Origin of the sequence: Nostoc sp. LPT (assembly GCF_017115165.1) — a bacterium.
GTDB lineage: Bacteria > Cyanobacteriota > Cyanobacteriia > Cyanobacteriales > Nostocaceae > Nostoc.
Genome location: NZ_JABXKF010000177.1, coordinates 13892 through 29390, shown reverse-complemented (window position 1 = coordinate 29390; position 15499 = coordinate 13892). Strand labels below are relative to the sequence as shown.

General features: G+C 42.4%; 12 protein-coding genes and 2 pseudogenes. 7 read left to right on the top strand and 7 right to left on the bottom strand.

Translation table 11 applies throughout. The features are described 5' to 3' along the window. Nucleotides 1-154 precede the first annotated feature (154 nt). A complete protein-coding gene (locus HWQ58_RS34765) occupies nucleotides 155-1075 on the bottom strand; it encodes an alpha/beta hydrolase-fold protein (protein WP_292872883.1) in 921 nt (306 codons plus the stop codon). A gap of 155 nt (nucleotides 1076-1230) precedes the next feature. Here HWQ58_RS34765 and HWQ58_RS34760 point away from each other — a divergent pair, with 155 nt between their 5' ends. After that, nucleotides 1231-2163: a lysylphosphatidylglycerol synthase domain-containing protein gene (locus HWQ58_RS34760; protein ID WP_292872952.1), complete on the top strand. Its 933-nt coding sequence runs from the start codon at nucleotides 1231-1233 to the stop codon at nucleotides 2161-2163. A 508-nt stretch (nucleotides 2164-2671) separates the two neighbouring features. On the opposite strand, the gene pqqE is transcribed toward HWQ58_RS34760, so the two are convergent. From pqqE to pqqA, 5 genes are all read right to left on the bottom strand, one after another. Continuing rightward, nucleotides 2672-3769, bottom strand: a complete 1098-nt coding sequence (gene pqqE, locus HWQ58_RS34755; RefSeq protein ID WP_292872881.1) for a pyrroloquinoline quinone biosynthesis protein PqqE — start codon at nucleotides 3767-3769, stop codon at nucleotides 2672-2674. 15 nt (nucleotides 3770-3784) lie between these two features. Continuing rightward, nucleotides 3785-4126 carry a pyrroloquinoline quinone biosynthesis peptide chaperone PqqD gene (pqqD, locus tag HWQ58_RS34750; RefSeq protein WP_292872879.1) on the bottom strand — a complete coding sequence of 114 codons (342 nt, stop codon included), beginning with the start codon at nucleotides 4124-4126 and terminating at the stop codon, nucleotides 3785-3787. 95 nt (nucleotides 4127-4221) lie between these two features. Beyond that, a complete protein-coding gene (gene pqqC, locus HWQ58_RS34745; RefSeq protein ID WP_292872877.1) occupies nucleotides 4222-4950 on the bottom strand; it encodes a pyrroloquinoline-quinone synthase PqqC in 729 nt (242 codons plus the stop codon). Nucleotides 4951-4971: 21 nt separating this feature from the next. Next, complete coding sequence (gene pqqB, locus HWQ58_RS34740) at nucleotides 4972-5877, bottom strand: pyrroloquinoline quinone biosynthesis protein PqqB (RefSeq protein ID WP_292872875.1); 906 nt, start codon at nucleotides 5875-5877, stop codon at nucleotides 4972-4974. A gap of 55 nt (nucleotides 5878-5932) precedes the next feature. After that, on the bottom strand, nucleotides 5933-6124 hold the full coding sequence (gene pqqA, locus HWQ58_RS34735) for a pyrroloquinoline quinone precursor peptide PqqA (RefSeq protein WP_292872873.1): 192 nt from the start codon (nucleotides 6122-6124) through the stop codon (nucleotides 5933-5935). 505 nt (nucleotides 6125-6629) lie between these two features. Between pqqA and HWQ58_RS34730 the strand changes: the two are divergent. Then, nucleotides 6630-6821, top strand: a pseudogene (locus HWQ58_RS34730) (tetratricopeptide repeat protein); the annotation flags it as partial. A gap of 888 nt (nucleotides 6822-7709) precedes the next feature. Continuing rightward, a complete protein-coding gene (locus tag HWQ58_RS34725; protein WP_292872871.1) occupies nucleotides 7710-9803 on the top strand; it encodes a glycoside hydrolase family 32 protein in 2094 nt (697 codons plus the stop codon). Nucleotides 9804-10107: 304 nt separating this feature from the next. On the opposite strand, the gene HWQ58_RS34720 is transcribed toward HWQ58_RS34725, so the two are convergent. After that, entirely contained in the window at nucleotides 10108-10287 is a 180-nt protein-coding gene (locus HWQ58_RS34720) for a DUF433 domain-containing protein (protein ID WP_292872869.1), read from the bottom strand. Nucleotides 10288-10385: 98 nt separating this feature from the next. Between HWQ58_RS34720 and HWQ58_RS34715 the strand changes: the two genes are divergently transcribed. The 4 genes and pseudogenes from HWQ58_RS34715 to HWQ58_RS34700 form a co-directional block, all read left to right on the top strand. After that, a complete protein-coding gene (locus tag HWQ58_RS34715) occupies nucleotides 10386-10955 on the top strand; it encodes a Uma2 family endonuclease (protein WP_292872867.1) in 570 nt (189 codons plus the stop codon). 121 nt (nucleotides 10956-11076) lie between these two features. Continuing rightward, nucleotides 11077-12966: an aspartate kinase gene (locus HWQ58_RS34710; RefSeq protein ID WP_292872865.1), complete on the top strand. Its 1890-nt coding sequence runs from the start codon at nucleotides 11077-11079 to the stop codon at nucleotides 12964-12966. 194 nt (nucleotides 12967-13160) lie between these two features. After that, entirely contained in the window at nucleotides 13161-15221 is a 2061-nt protein-coding gene (locus HWQ58_RS34705) for a tetratricopeptide repeat protein (RefSeq protein ID WP_292872863.1), read from the top strand. Nucleotides 15222-15225: 4 nt separating this feature from the next. Next, nucleotides 15226-15396 (top strand): annotated as a pseudogene (locus tag HWQ58_RS34700) (transposase); the annotation flags it as partial. Between the last annotated feature and the right edge of the window lie 103 nt (nucleotides 15397-15499).

Sequence of the window (15499 nt, the reverse complement as noted above, 5' to 3'; positions counted from 1 at the left end):
TAATTAATCTGCTGAAAAATTGCAGTAGAGTTTTTCACATTAATGTTTAAATATCAACGGTTTTGCAAAGTAGTATTATCGATCATAGGGATTCGGAATTATTTCGATTACTTTTCTTTTGATTAATATTTAAATTCTCAGCCATATTTGCTGTTTATGAAGCTACTCGAAATTGTTCGCCGACAAATGTCAATGAATTTGCTAAGTGTTTCCGCCAGTATTGCCAAGTGTGACTGCCAGGAAACTGACGAAATGAATTAAAAATTTTCAGTTGATTTAGGACTTTACTAAATCGCTCTGCTTCGCGGATTTCATCAATATCTGATGTACCCGAATCTAGGTAAATCTTCAACCTTTTTTGAGCTTGTTGGGGAATGGTTTTAATATAAAATATTGGGCTATTTGCTGGGCCACTTTTATCATTGAAATAACCACTATGACTAAATAAAATCGAGAAACGATCTACGTTGTGTAATCCCACATTGATTGCTCCCCAACCACCAGAAGATAAACCACCTATTGCCCAAAAATTTGGATTAGTTAGTGTACGATAACGGCTTTGCACGACTTTTACTAACTCATCGCCTACGGCTGTAGAGACTTTACCATTAGGGCCATCGATATATTCGGGATCTCGGTAGGGACTAGAGCCACGCTTGTCGTTGCCATCTGGTGTAATGATGATGCTGGGTGGCAACTTACCTGTAGTATAAAGTTGTTCTACAGTCTTGAGAGCTTGTCCCTTATTCTGAATAAACCAATCACTGGGATTACCATGTCCACCGTGGAGGAGAAAGATTACAGGATACCTTTGTTTTGGGTTTTGCTCATAGCCAGGAGGTAAAGAAACGCCATAAGTGCGACTTGCACCCATTACTTTACTATCGTAGGTTTCAATTTTATAGGTTAGGAGAGTCGCTGAGTTGCTAGTATTGCGCTGGGTTGAAAGAACGGAAAGCGTTGTTTGTAAATCCTGCTGTTGCGGTGGTTTTGCGACGACACCTTGGGAGAAATTACAGCCAACTAGGGTTAATACTGAAAATAGTAAGAAAATTTTAGATTGTTTGTAGTTCATCTTTGAAGGGCATTGGTTAAACAGAGCATTATTGAATAGTCGATGCTTGCCTTCAAAAGCTTATGCAAATGATATGTCAATGCTGTGTCAACAGAATGGAAACTTTGCGACTGGTTGTAAATTAAAAGTCACGAGTTAGGATGAGTTTCTTCACGATGCTTAAAAAGTTGCGACTCAATTTCAGTTCTTTGTTTGGCTTGTTACTGCTGGTGCTTTGCCTGTGGGCGATCGCTCACGAATTGCATGAGTATAATTATCGTGATATCCTCAACTCTCTAGCTGCTATTCCCAAAAGTCGTTTAAGTTGGGCAATTTGGCTGACAGCTTTCGGCTATCTAGTGATGATTGGGTACGATATCTTAGGTTTTAACTACATTAATCGTTCCCTAAGTTGGAATAAGATTGCTTTCACTAACTTTATTAGCTCTGCATTTAGTAATACCATCGGTTTTGCTTTGCTAACTGGCAGTGCTATCCGTTATCGATTTTATGCTAGTTGGGGAGTGTCAGCAGTAGCGATCGCTCAAATAATTGCTTTCGCCAATTTTACTTTTTGGTTGGGGATGTTTGCTGTTGCAGGTTTTTTATTCCTCATCAACCCCCTGAAGATTCCCACTCAATTACATTTACCTTTTGCTACTGTGCGTCCCATTGGCGTAATTTTTCTGCTATTAGTTGCGGCTTATTTACTAGGAAGTATTTTTATTAAACGACCATTAATAATTCGTGGTCACGAATTTCGATTTCCTTCTTTTAACATATCTTTGGCTCAAATAGCAATTTCTAGTTTTGACTGGATTCTGGCGGCGGCAGTTCTTTATGCTTTACTTCCTAGCAATATATCTTTGTCATATCTAGACTTTTTAGGCATTTATTTACTAGCGATGTTTGCAGGTGTGGTTAGTAATGTCCCTGGTGGTTTGGGAATATTTGAAACTATAATTTTGCTGATTATTTCCTCAAAAGTTTCGGCGGCGGCAGTTTTGGGTTCAATGTTAGCTTATCGGGGAGTCTATTATTTCTTACCTTTGCTAGTAGCAGCAGGCTTACTAGGACTTTATGAAATTAGATTTAGATCAGAGAATTAAAAAAATGAATGACCTTAAAAGGGCGGTTATAAACCGCAACTACACTAGGCTTTACCAAGCCCCGTTGGGGCGGGTGTGGGGGTGTGGAGTTGCATGGTGGTAGGGGATATCTAGCCCCAACCACCCGTATCGTCAAAAGCCCTGCCCCTTGGGGCAACCGTGTTGTCCGGGGTCTCAATCCCCGTCCAACACCTTACACCCTTAAACCCTTACACCCCTAATGAACCACCTGCGTAGGTTTCAAACCTTAGTCCGTGCAGGCGAATGACCTTTGCCCTAGCTGTATTCTTGAGGGAACTCCAAAAAATAAATTATCCAATTTTACGCCCATCAAAATGAGTTTTCCTCCCTCTGCTCCCTGCTAGAAAGCCCCCAGCAAGAACTAGTCCCTGCCCTAAATGCGTTCGCGTAGCGTCCCGCAGGGATGGGATATTTTTTTAATTGGAAGTCCCTTGTACCTCAGTCAATCGAGAACCGTTATATTTTTGTGAAGTTCTTTAATAGCTTATTACATTTGCATGGAGCGATAAACCAAAGGTAGGGGTGAATCTAAGTTTTCCTGATTTGCCTGCTTTGTGACTGTAGTAATCAGGTGATGGTGTGGTGACAGATGACAGACAGGATCAGTGGCAGCAGCATTGTTCGTCAGAAGTAATGCTTGGCAACGGCAACCGCCAAAATCAAGCTGGCGGCGATCGCAACTTTGGCAAGGCTCAGGCATCCATTCTGTTCCCCGAAAGCGATTAAAAGCAGGTGATTCAAACCAAATCCAATCTAGTGAATGGTTGCGGACGTTAGCAAATTCTAGTTCTGGAATAGAACTGGCGGCTTGGCAAGGTAACACATCGCCATTGGGAGCGATCGCTAAAGCTCGATGACCCCAGCCACCCATACATGGTTTGGGATAATCTTCATAGTAGTCTGGAAGCACATATAAGATGCCCATTGGGCAGATGTTGCGCTCTCTAGCTAATGCCACTGCGGCATCTGCTCGTTCTAGCTGCTGGCGGGTGGGTAGTAAAACAGTACGGTTGCGATATGCCCAGCCATAATACTGAGTGTTCGCTAATTCAACTCGGTCTGCTTTTAAAACCTCACACAGCTCTAAAATCTCCTCAATCCTGTCTAGGTTTTGCCGATGCAGAACAAAATTAAGTGTCAGCGGGAAACCCAAAGCTTTTACTAATCTTGCTGCCTCTAGTTTTTGCTTAAAAGAGGGAGTTCCAGCAATATAGTCTGACTCAGCAGCACGACTATCTTGGATACTAATTTGTACGTGATCGAGTCCGGCATCACGCAGTTGTGTAGCTCGTTCTGGAGTTAACAGCGTAGCAGCAGTAATCAAAGTGGTATATAGTTCGGCTTTGGCTGCTGCTGCCACAAGTAATTCTAGATCTTTTCGTAGCAGTGGTTCGCCGCCGGTCAAGCCAAGCTGTAATACTCCCAAGTTCGAGGCTTGCTGAATCACTCGCAACCAATCCTCGGTGGAAAGTTCCTGACGATACTGGTTATCGCCACAATTAAGCGGGTTGGAGCAGTAGGGACAACGCAATGGGCAGCGATACGTCAATTCTGCAATCAAGCTTAAAGGTCTATCAGTCGTCATTGTTAGTAATAGTGCTTAGTTTAAATCTGCTCCACTTGAGAAATTACTCTTTTCAGTTGGAGGTAAAGGTTCTGGTTCTATTCCTTCTACAATTAATAGTCCTCGTTTACTAATTCGAGACAGCAGATGGCGCACGTCCTCTACTACATTTTCGCCCTGGTACTGTTTCTGCAACTCCGCTGCGATCGCATTGAGAGTTCGCTCACCGTTACAAAGTGCTAGAATTGCTGCTGCTGTGGAGTTTAATTGTAGTGCCCCTTCTGGAATCAGGAGCCAATGCAGCTTTCTCAGGTCATCCCAGCGTAAACGCACACCACGAACTAGGCGCGGTCGGGCATGATTCTCTATAGTACTCATTTAATTCGTAATTCGTAATTAATGCTCTAGGGACTGGAGACTGGGGACTGGGGACTGGGGATTTGAGTTATTTCTCCCCCTGCTCCCCCTGCCCCCTATTCTCTATACCCTTCTTGAGGTCTAGTATCGCCCCGTTCAATCGCCTCTAACTGGCTCCACAATAAATTGCACTTAAATATTAAAGCCTGTACTGCTTGTTCCTGAGATTCACGAGTCTTACAATGTTTGAGGACTTGCTTGAGGGCATATTGAGCATCTCTGGGTGCTTGAGAAAGACGTGCCCGGAAGTAGTCAAATCCAGCAGGATCGATCCACGGGTAATGCTGTTCTAATGCAGCTAAACGTACTCGAATTGCATCTGGACCAAACAGTTCAGTCAGTGATGCAGCCACTGCCTCAATCCAGGGTCGAGTGCGACAAAAGTTAACGTAGGCATCTACTGCATATTGAACTCCTGGCAGTACGTGCTGGTCTTCTAACAGTTCCTGACGAGACAATCCTACAGCTTTACCGAGTTTTAACCATGCCTCAATTCCACCTTCACCCTCACCTTGACCGTCATGATCAATGATGCGTTGAATCCATTCTCGCCGCACTTCTAAATCAGTGCAGTTTGACAAGATAGCAGCATCTTTAAGAGGAATACTTTTTTGATAGTAAAATCTATTTGCTACCCAGCGCTGTACTTCTGTTGGCGTTAAATCACCACTGTTCATCCTTGCATGAAATGGATGCAGATGATGATAGCGGCGATGTTGCGATCGCAATACAGCCTCTAGTTCTGTCTGAGTCCACGGGAGAGGTTCTTTAACTAATTCCAACACGCTTTTTCTTACACCTCAAAATTACAATTCGATGGTCAGACCATCGTAACCAACTTCTATTCCTGCGGCTTCAACAATTTTGCGTTCCTCTGAATCAGGTAAAAGAATTGGGTTAGTGTTGTTGATGTGAACAAGAATTTTACGAGGACGGCTCAGATTAGCAAGGCTTTTTAAACTAGTGTTAAGGGGCAAGTGTCCCATATCGCGTGCTTGAAGATTTGATATTCCTAAAGCCAACAACTCATCATTCTGCCAGCAAGTGCCATCTACTAAAATGCAGTCACTAGACTCAAACCGCTCTAGGATTTTTTCGTCAAGTTCCGCTAAACCTGGAGCATATGTAGCAACTTTGCCAGTTGTGCGATCGCGAAATGTCAAACCTATAACCCAAACTCCATCTAAATTTGTCTGGTGGCGCATATATTTTGGTGGTTTGGCTGCTAGTGGAAATACCTCCACTTCCAAACCATCTGCTCCATTCAACCCCAGGTTTATAGGTACATGAGGTTCAAGTACAGACCATTCTACACCACAATAGCTTGCTAACGTAGACAGCAGGGGAAAACCCTCTGTCAGAGCCATACGTACTGTTTCTGTACCGTAAACGCGCAGTTTTTCCGTAGATTCTCTAAGGATAACGAGGCCAGTGGTATGGTCAATCTCTGCATCAGTTAACAAGACACCTGCGATCGGGCTTGACCGAATTGTAGATGGTTGTCCTTCCCGCAATTTCTCCAACTGCGGACGTACATCTGGAGAGGCATTGACCAAAAACCAGGGCTGATTGTTTTTCCTCACTGCAATTGATGACTGGTTCAGCCAATTTACACCTGAACCACTTGTGCGGACTGCTTGGCAATTGGGACAGTTACAATTCCATTGGGGAAAACCACCACCTGCGGCAGTACCAAGAATTTTTAGGAACATGAAAACAAAAAGCAGGTAGAGGTTTTAATTAGGCAATTAAACTTAGTATTGACAATTATTGCCCATGCAGAATGTATGTGGTAATTTCCATACACAAGTCAAGCTCGTCAAAATCTGGTTTTTCCCAATCAATTGCTGACTTAATATTTGGAGGATGAAATGAGGTTCTAGCAGAGACATCCTCACTTAATTTTGAGCTATTGCTTTCTTGCTCTTGCATAGAGTGATTGTTTGTTTCCCGAATCATTATTGACTCCTATTGAAATAAATGTTCAGTTTTTAATTTGGCCTGCAATTAATTCTGTAAGTTTAATTACTATTTGTCTTATTTGCTGGCTCAAAATCTCTTTGCTTTAGACAGACTAAACCGTGTTACACAATAAATATACAGTATTTTTACTGCTCTTATACTATTTTTCATTATACGTATCAGTAAGAAGACTGTTTGAAAAATTGCAGAGATAGTAAAAAAGCTATCTCAGTATACGCTGGCAGAACTCACATCTTGCACCTAAGTGAGCAAACCTGTAAACAGTAAACCAAAAAGTTTTTCCCAAAGAGCGATGCCTGCGGCGGGCTACGCCTACGCTAATTAAGCATACGTAGTTTAAAGTGCTACAATTTGCTTAATATTATAGTTATTGCTTATACGTTAAAAAATGAAATGATCAAAGTAGTGTGTAGCATCTTAGCTGAAATAAATTGAATTTTTCATCATAACAACTAGCTTTAACAGACTCAGAAACCCTTGACTATGAGAAGAACATCCATCTATCGCCTCTAGCCTCAACAACCTAGCGTATCTCTACTATTACCAAAGCAGATACAGCCAGGCCGAACCCCTTTACATCCAAGCTTTGGAAATTTTTGAGCAACGGTTAGGCGCAAATCACCTAAATACTGTTACTGTTCGTAAAAATTTAGCATATCTTCGCGTAGGCTAGCAAAAACCGCAGGTATCGCTTCCCCTCAAATCCAGAATAGACTACATGGTGCTACGAATTTACAGGTTTTGTGCAAAGCGTACCATGTTAAAACAGAAAATCGCGTTAGCGTTTGCGTTGGCGTTCGCGGAGCGTGTCGCAGACAAGCCTCTCTGCAAAGAGAAGCGTCTTGTAGAGAAGCTCACCAAAGTATCGCCTAAACTAAAATTCATATTGAACTAAGTAAAAATCCCTGATTACTTACTCAAAATGAGCTTTGACTTACTCAAAAGCAGCTTTTAGTTTCACATTTTAGTGTTTTCCGCAAGCAAAAGCAGCTTTGACTTACTCAAAAGCAGCTTTTAGTTTCACATTTTAGTATTTTCCGCAAGCAAAAGCAGCTTTGACTTATTCAAAAGCAGCTTTTGCTTTCTCATTTGGGTGTTTTCTGCAAGCAAAAGCAGCTTTTAGTTTCACATTTTAGTGTTTTCCGCAAGCAAAAGCAGCTTTTACTTTCTCATTTGGGTGTTTTCGGCAAGCAAAATAAGCTCTTACTTACTCAAATCCCAGTTTGCTTACTCATTTGAGTAATTCACGCATTCATTTTGGTAAATCATTGAGCCGAAATAAAAGCGTAGGCGTAGCCCGTCGGAAACATCGCTCTACAAGAGAAGTGTAAATCTAAAGCAGCTTTTAAAGTTTTTTGGTTCCGCTTTCTTAGTGATTGGACTTTGAACAAATAAGTCCAAATTGTTAGGAGTTATTAATTTTTAGAGGAGTGGAAGCTTTGTTTGCTGCATTAAATTTTACTATGAAAATTTGAAATCATATAATGCATCCATTCACTTCCTTGCGTCAAGGTGGTGAAGTTTCAGCCGGAATTGTAGGGATATTCTTTGGAGAAGAGCGATGAAGGTGCGTATTGTTTCTATGCTCTATGCGACCGCAGCTTTGTTAATTTTTCCTGCTCCTGCTCGGTCTGCGATCGAAAAGGTTGTTGGAGGTGGTGGTGTTCATCAAGGTGAAACACGTCGTATTACTGTCATAGGAGATGGGATTGATTTTGCGACTACGGTCGCTTCCTCAGATGCACGAATTGGTGTCAGGCTTCTTAGTAAGAAAGGACTTGCACAGGGTAGAGCCAAAGGGCAGGTTGTACTGGAAGTTGCTGTGCCTCTCAATGTCCCTAAAGATCAGAATTTTAACCTGACGGTTAAAATCGCCCCAAACCTTTATTACTCCAAGGGAGGTTCTGAAACAGTTCGGCTGAATGTGCAGGCATATCCCAACAGTTCATGGAGACCTTTGTTTCATTTTGCCCCCTCATGGGGATGGATGAACGATCCCAACGGTCTTGTCTACGTCAATGGGAAGTACCATCTCTATTATCAGGCAGTTCCGTTCTCCCGCGATAATGGAGGTCAACTAAACTGGGGACATGCGGTTAGCACTGATTTGGTTCACTGGTCTGGGCGCAGAGACGCTATGTTCAATCCGCCGATGGATCTTCTTGGCAGTAGTGACGATCAAAATCAAGTCTGGTCTCCCTTTTCGGGGTCGGCGGTGGTCGTTAGTGGTGAGGCCGCAAAACAGTCATCCTGCGACTGCTCAAACCTTTGTATTGCTTCTATATTCACGAAGAACACTCCGATTCTCGCCCTCCAGGATCAGTGGCTTGCTGCTAGCTGCGATGGAGGCGAATCCTTTAAAATACCGGAGAGTGTGTTGCCTAACTTGACACCTCCGAAACCAGATTTTCGAGATCCGAAGGTATTCCCCTATAAGGGGCGCTGGATCATGGTATTAGCTGTTGGAGACAAAATCGAGCTTTACGAGTCTGCGAATCTCAAACAGTGGAATCTCCTGTCCTCTCTCCCGCTCTACAGCAGCCTCACCACTTTAGGCCCTTTTGTCGAAACCCCAGATTTGATTGAGTTACCCGTCAGCAATTCCAAGACTAGCGAAACCAAGTGGGTGCTGACCTACAGCGAAGGGTTCTTCCCGCCCGTGGCCTGCCAGGGTTTTCGAGACAGTACCGGAATGCCGCTCACTGCCCCTGCTCCCAAAAAGGAATGTGAAAAGTCACGAAATTTCACTTCACGTAGTCTCTATATCATCGGCAAATTTGATGGTAAGCAGTTCAAGCAGGAGTCACAGCCTCGACTTTTAGATTTTGGGTCAGATTTTTATGCACCTCAAACCTGGTCTAACACTCCAGGACGACGAATCTTAGCGGCCTGGCAAGATAATTGGCATTACGCTCACCAAGTTCCAACAACGCCCTGGCGAGGGCAGTTGAGCATTCCGCGAGACTTGGGGCTGATTAGAGATAATGGCACCTATTGGCTGACTCAAACTCCAGTTCAAGAACTAGTGGTTCTAAGAAATTCTGCGCTTGGGCGTGTTACTCGGCTAGAGAATAAACCCCTGACCAACAGGACACCAGATGAGCTGAAGAATTTTCGTTCCACGGCATTCGATGCTGACCTAGCAATTGATGTCGCGGGTTTGCCCAAAGTCAACTCCCAAATCAAGATTCAGCTTCGAGCAGGTAATACAGGGCAAGGAATGGTGTTGACATGGCGACGTACTGGTGCCGACAAGGGACAGCTATCACTAACGCGCTCTGCTTCTGAAGCGGGTGGATCGACTTCAGAATTAACTCAACAAGAGTCTGGGTTTATCGGTCAATGGTTGTCTGCCTCTGTTCCGCTTGCAGCACCAATAAATCAGCAACTCATGTCAGATTCAACGAACGCCCAACCCAGTACAAGATCGCAGATCGCTCAGGTGCCTATTGTGGTATCTGGTACGAATAATAGCATCTTAAAACTTCGGATTCTCGTGGATCGAAGTTCGGTAGAAGTGTTTGCGGGCGATGGACGAGTCGTGTTAAGCGGTTTATTCTTTCCTGATGCATCCAATAAACAGTTCAGGATGTATGTAACAGGGGGAAATGCAAAGATAGTGAGCTTGACTATATATCCGTTCAGTAATGACTGATGATTTCATATAACGACTGCAAACTAATCAACCATCAGTGCAGGGCAAACTCATCATATCAACAAGAAGATTTTATTCTCAATAGGCTGGAAGGTAATTCTATTAATCGCCGCTTATTGACATAAATTTAGCGTAGGCGTAGCCTGCACTTCGACAAGCTCAGTGACCATTGTAGACATCGCTTTGAGTCTTGGAAACTAAACCAAACGAGAAATGCCGATTTTGTCGTTGGTTCTTAACCTTGTTTGCGATCAAGAGTAATTTAGATGCATTTGCCCTGACTGCTAGAGGCGATCGCTTTTCTTTAGAGAAAGTTGTAAAAAAGCTTATCGATTAAATCAGGATATTCTTCTAAAATTTCTTCTACAGGTTTTCCATTAGCTACCAAATTGACTAATAAAGAAACCAGAATTCGCATTCCGCGAATGCAAGCTTGTCTACCCATAATGCTAGGGTCAAATGTAATTCTATCTAGACCTAACATAAAATAGATCTCTCCAAAATCTCTCTCAAAAACTAACTTCAATCCACAGCAAACGCTACCCTAGAAATCAGTATCACTCAAATCCTAAAGTTTCAACTATGATAGCCTCGCCCCAACAAAACTACGTCACCGTTGAAGAATACCTCCAAGTGGAGGAACTGAGCAATATCAAGCATGAATATATAAACGGCTACATTTACGCAATGGCTGGAGCGCTAGATCCACACGTTACCATTGCTCTTAACCTGGCATCTCTCCTCCGTAATCATCTGCGCGGCTCTGGATGTCGTGTTTACATTGTTGACATGAAAGCCCGAATTGAATCTCTGAATCGCTTTTATTATCCCGATGTTATGGTTACTTGCGACCAACGAGATCAAGAAACGCCAGGTTATAAAAGATTTCCCTGTTTAATTGTCGAAGTTTTATCTAATTCTACCGAAGCCTTTGACCGGGGCGATAAATTCGCCGATTATCAAACCCTGGAAAGTCTGCAAGAATATGTTTTAATTAATACAAAACGCCAACGAGTTGAGTGCTTTCGACGTAATGAGCAAGGGTTGTGGGTTTTACAATCTTACACAGCAGAACATCAATCATTTCGACTCAACAGCGTGGATTTTGAGGAAACAATGGCAGCACTCTACGAAGATGTAGTTTTTGAATAATCAATTATCATGGGGCATTCGCCACGATATTTAGTAAACTATATAACTGATAAGCCTTGAAGGCTTCCTTACCAGGCGGAAGCGTTGGTGAAAGCAGGCACAATTGATTAAATAAAAAGTTATGGCGCTCATAGTTCAGAAATACGGTGGTACATCTGTCGGTTCAGTCGAACGTATTCAAGCTGTTGCACAGCGTGTTTATAAAACTGTTAAAGCTGGAAACTCTATTGTCGTAGTAGTTTCGGCAATGGGCAAAACCACCGATGGACTCGTCAAACTAGCTACTGAAATTTCTCCAAATCCTAACCGCCGGGAAATGGATATGCTGCTTTCTACTGGCGAACAAGTAACTATTGCCTTACTCAGTATGGCATTGCAAGAACTCAGACAGCCTGCAATTTCCATGACTGGCGCTCAGGTAGGAATTGTTACTGAGGCTGAACACAGCCGCGCTCGGATTTTGCATATTGAAACTACTCGCCTAACTCGCCACATAAATGCAGGTAAAGTAGTTGTAGTAGCTGGCTTCCAAGGTATATCCAGCGTCGGAGAGATGGAAATTACAACTTTGGGTCGTGGTGGTTCTGACACCTCAGCAGTGGCGATCGCCGCCGCATTAAAAGCAAATTTTTGCGAAATTTATACAGACGTTCCAGGGATTCTGACTACAGACCCCCGCTTAGTTGCCGAAGCCCAGTTGATGGATGCCATCAGCTGCGATGAAATGTTGGAATTAGCTAGCTTGGGCGCAAAAGTGTTGCATCCCCGTGCTGTGGAAATTGCCCGTAACTACGGTGTTCCCCTTGTAGTTAGGTCTAGCTGGACGGATCAACCAGGTACTTGGGTGACATCAGCCAAACCCCAAGGGCGATCGCTGATTAATTTAGAAATTGCCCGTCCTGTAGATCATGTAGAATTTGACACTAATCAAGCAAAGGTCGCTTTGTTGCGCGTCCCCGACAAACCAGGTGTTGCAGCCAGGTTATTTGGCGAAATTTCTCGGCAAAAAGTAGATGTAGATTTGATTATTCAGTCAGTTCATGAAGGTAACAGTAATGACATTGCCTTTACGGTGACAACACCAATATTAAAACGGGCAGAAGCAGTAGCAACAGCGATCGCCCCAGCACTGAGGAGTCAATCTAACCCCAAATTTGACGAAGCCGAGGTAATGGTAGAAAATAACATTGCCAAAGTCAGCATCGCAGGCGCAGGAATGATTGGCCGTCCTGGTGTAGCTGCAAAGATGTTTGCCACATTAGCTGAAGCTGGCGTGAATATTCAAATGATTTCCACCAGCGAAGTGAAAGTAAGTTGCGTAGTCAATGCCGCCGAATGCGATCGCGCCGTTAGCGCACTCCGCACTGCTTTTGAGATCGAAGCAGGGGAAGGGGGGACAAGGGGACAAGGGGGACAAGGAAGAATCATTGAACAAATTTCTCCCTTGTCTCCCCCCTCTCTCTTATCTTCCCCCTCTCCCTTGTCTCCCTTATCTCCTCCCTCTCCCCCGGTTCGCGGCGTTGCCCTTGATTTGAACCAAGCGCGTCTTGCGATTCGCCAATTGCCAGATCGTCCGGGGATGGCGGCGAAATTATTTGGACTATTAGCGCGACATAATATTAGCGTTGATATGATTATCCAATCTCAGCGCTGTCGGGTGATTGATGGTGTTCCCAGGCGAGATATTGCCTTTACAGTCTCGCAGATAGATGGGGAAAATGCCAAAAAAATGCTTACTCAAGTAGCGGCAGAATTAGGATGGGGTGAAGTTGTTTTAGATAGTGCGATCGCTAAGGTGAGTATTGTCGGTGCAGGTATGGTAGGACAACCAGGTGTTGCTGCTAAAATGTTTGAAGCTTTAGCCAAACAAGAAATCAATATTCAAATGATTGCCACTTCCGAAATCAAAATTAGTTGTGTTGTGGCGCAAGAGGAAGGTGTTAAAGCTTTGCAAGCCATTCATGCAGCCTTTGAACTAGCTGGTAGCGAGAAATTTGTCGTTCCAGTATAAAACCTGAATCAAAAGCCCTCACCCTAAATCCCTCTCCCAAGCTTGGGAGAGGGACTTTGCAATATACACGCAGTAGCAGCCCACGCCTCGATCTCATTTGAAGTTGCTTAATAAATAAATATTTATATTTTAAAATCAGTAGTAATAACACGTAAGCTATAATCGAACAATTTATCAGACTATAATTTATATTGATGAATAGTCATTTACTAGATGGACATTATCAAATACTAAAAGTTCTCAATGATGGGGAAAAAGAGAAAACCTATCTAGTTGAAGATGTTAGTCTTAATGGTAAAGAATTTATAGTAAAGCAGTTATTTATTCCTAATAGCAATCCTCAATCTTTAACAATCCTACGCCGCTTGTTTGCCAGTAAGGCGGCAACTTTAGAAAAACTCGGACAAGAACAGGATAAAATTCAAAAGCTCATTGCTTCTTTTGAAGAAAATGAAGAATTTTATCTAGTTCAAGAATTTATACCTGGTAATTCTTTAACTGACGAAATTATTCAGGGAAAGCTTCTCAAGGAAGACCAAGTAATTAGTCTTTTGTCAGAGATATTAGAAACTTTAGTGGTTGTACATAGCTATGGCGTAATTCATCGGGATCTTAAACCAGCAAATATTATTCGTCGGGAATCAGATAAAAAGTTAGTTTTGGTTAATTTGGGTACTTTTAATGAAGCGATCGATAATACTGTTGACAATTCCGAGTATATGCCTATAGAACAAATTAACGGCAACCTCAAGTACAACAGTGATATATATGCTTTAGGTATGGTTGCGATCGCAGCACTAAAAGGTTTACCTACAAAGGAAATATCTAATTTGCGAAGTCAGAAAAATAAGCTGACGGGTGAAATACTTTGGCACGATAAAAATCTAAAAGTTAACAGAAAATTAGCAAAAATTATTAATAAAATGGTGCGTTTTGACTATCGTAAGCGCTACCAGTATGCAACCGAAGTTTTAGACGACTTGAAAAAGTTAATAAATGTTGATGACAATCGACAAAAACAGCATCAGAAAAAATTATTACTAGTTCTAGCGGGGATAGCTGGCTGTATTACCCTTAGTGTTGCAGCGTGGCAATTGAGATCGCCAAAACTTGTAAGTGATGCCCAACAGACATTATACCAAGAGGGAGTAAATAAATATGAGTCAGGAAACTATGAAGGAGCAGTTGAAGATTTCAATCACATTATTGAATTAGAGCCGCAAAACGCTTTAGCTTATAATCGGCGAGGTGATGCTTATTATCGATTAGGAGATTACGAGCAAGCACAAGCAGATTCTAGCCAAGCTATTTTACTGAATCCTCAAGATGCTAATGCCTATTTTGACCGAGGATTTGCTTTTTCGGAATTAGGCAAGTATAAAGATGCGATCGCAGATTATACTCAAGCAATAAAGTTAAATTCTAAAGATGCATACCCTTACTATGGACGAGGATTAGCTCGTGCTCAATTGAAGGATAATAAAAGTGCGATTGAAGATTTTAGCAAAGCGATCACTCTCAAACCTCAGTATACTGAAGCCTACTTGCAACGAGGTATTCTCCACCGCCGCCTCAAACAAAGACTTGAAGCAATCCAAGATTTTGATAAAGTAATTAAGATTAATCCTAGCGATGCCAAAGCTTATTATCAAAGGGGTTTAACTCAATCTATTAATAAACAAAAATATGAAGCAATTAAAGATTATACAGATGCAATCAATATCAGTCCCAAATACATAGAAGCTTATCTGAATCGTGGTGATATTTACAGCGATCTGGGGAATCAAGTAGAAGCTACTGAAGATTACAACACTATTTTACAGATCGATCCTAAATTTATTGCAGCTTATATTCACAGAGGTATTCACCGCTTTTCTTTTGGAGATTATAAAGGCGCTATTGAAGATTATACCGCAGCCCTGAAACTAGATACAAATAATATAGCAGCTTACAACAACCGTGGTAACGCTTATCTTGAACTGGGAAATAAAAAAGCTGCAAATCAAGATTATTCACGAGCGATCGCAATTAATCCTAACAATGCCTTAGCCTATTATAATCGGGGTGTGATTCGCACCAAGCAGAAAAATAAACGGGGTGCGATCGCAGATTTCAAAAAAGCTGCAAAACTATTCCAACAGCAAGGGGAACAAGATAGTTATCAAGATGCACGGCAAGAAATTGCAATTCTGCAAAATAAGTCAGCGCCAGCGCCAACTACTCGCCCGAAATCTGGGAAAATAGAAAAAAACTGAGCTACCACTCAATATCGATATGCGGAAAGTGGTAAATGCGATTTTTTACATCTTGCGTGCTGGCTGTTCATGGCGAATGATGCCTGATGATTTACCTGCTTGTCTTACTGTATACTCGTATTTTCAACGTTGGCAGCGCAAAGGCATCTGGCAAAAAATCCATTCAGTTGTGCGATGCCTACGGCGGCAAGCTACGCAACTCAGGCAACTCGAAGATTGTAACCCCTTAAACTTAAGTAAATATAATTAACTCGATCGAAACTTAGAATCTGACAAAT